Here is a 957-nt window from a genome sequence, read left to right as displayed (position 1 = left end):
ACCGTTCGTCTAACGCATATAAAGCTTAAGGGCTAGTCCAATTTCGCTCGCCGCTACTTTCGGAATCTCGGTTGATTTCTTTTCCTCGGGGTACTTAGATGTTTCAGTTCCCCCGGTTCGCCTCGCTACGCTATGTATTCACGCAGCGATACTAGCTTATGCTAGTGGGTTTCCCCATTCGGAAATCCCAGACTCAAGTGGTTTTTACTACCTAATCTGGGCTTATCGCAAGTTAATACGTCCTTCATCGCCTCTGACTGCCAAGGCATCCACCGTGTACGCTTAGTCACTTAACCATACAACCCGAAGGAGTTTCGAGTTGATAATCAAATCACCAAAGTTGTCTCTCATTATTTGAATGAGCGAGAGACATTTCGATTTTGCCGGACTCAATTTCGAATAATCACTTAAAAGTGATATTCCCAAGAACACTTGAATGTGTTTTTTGGTGTTTGTCATAAAGACAAACATTGAGAACTTTACAAACAATCTTAAAGATTGTTTTGTCAGCTTTCCAAATTGTTAAAGAGCAAATCACTTCTTATGAAGTAACCATTTTTAAAAGCACTCATTGAATGCGCTTAAAGATGGTGGGCGATACCGGGCTCGAACCAGTGACCCCCTGCTTGTAAGGCAGGTGCTCTCCCAACTGAGCTAATCGCCCACATAAGTTTTTCGTCTTGTGGTAGACGTCAAGAATGGTGGAGCTATGCGGGATCGAACCGCAGACCTCCTGCGTGCAAGGCAGGCGCTCTCCCAGCTGAGCTATAGCCCCATCTTGAGAGTCATTCTTAAAGAATGGTGGGTCGTGCAGGATTCGAACCTGCGACCAATTGATTAAAAGTCAACTGCTCTACCAACTGAGCTAACGACCCAATGGTATCCCGTAGGGGAGTCGAACCCCTGTTACCGCCGTGAAAGGGCGGTGTCCTAGGCCTCTAGACGAACGGGACACTG

At 46.2% G+C, this 957-nt stretch carries 4 tRNA genes and 1 rRNA gene; all 5 read right to left on the bottom strand.

Going from position 1 to position 957, the window contains the following annotated elements:
• A 23S ribosomal RNA gene (locus ATB76_RS26805) occupies nucleotides 1-296 on the bottom strand; the annotation flags it as partial.
• Nucleotides 297-588: 292 nt separating this feature from the next.
• A tRNA-Val gene (locus ATB76_RS26800) sits at nucleotides 589-664 on the bottom strand.
• Nucleotides 665-699: 35 nt separating this feature from the next.
• Nucleotides 700-775, bottom strand: a tRNA-Ala gene (locus tag ATB76_RS26795).
• 24 nt (nucleotides 776-799) lie between these two features.
• Nucleotides 800-875, bottom strand: a tRNA-Lys gene (locus ATB76_RS26790).
• 2 nt (nucleotides 876-877) lie between these two features.
• A tRNA-Glu gene (locus tag ATB76_RS26785) sits at nucleotides 878-953 on the bottom strand.
• Nucleotides 954-957 lie beyond the last annotated feature (4 nt).

Origin of the sequence: Vibrio sp. MOR3 (assembly GCF_001557775.1) — a bacterium.
GTDB lineage: Bacteria > Pseudomonadota > Gammaproteobacteria > Enterobacterales > Vibrionaceae > Vibrio > Vibrio jasicida.
The sequence above is the reverse complement of the archived record's forward strand: the minus strand, read 5'-3'. Positions and strand labels throughout refer to the sequence as shown.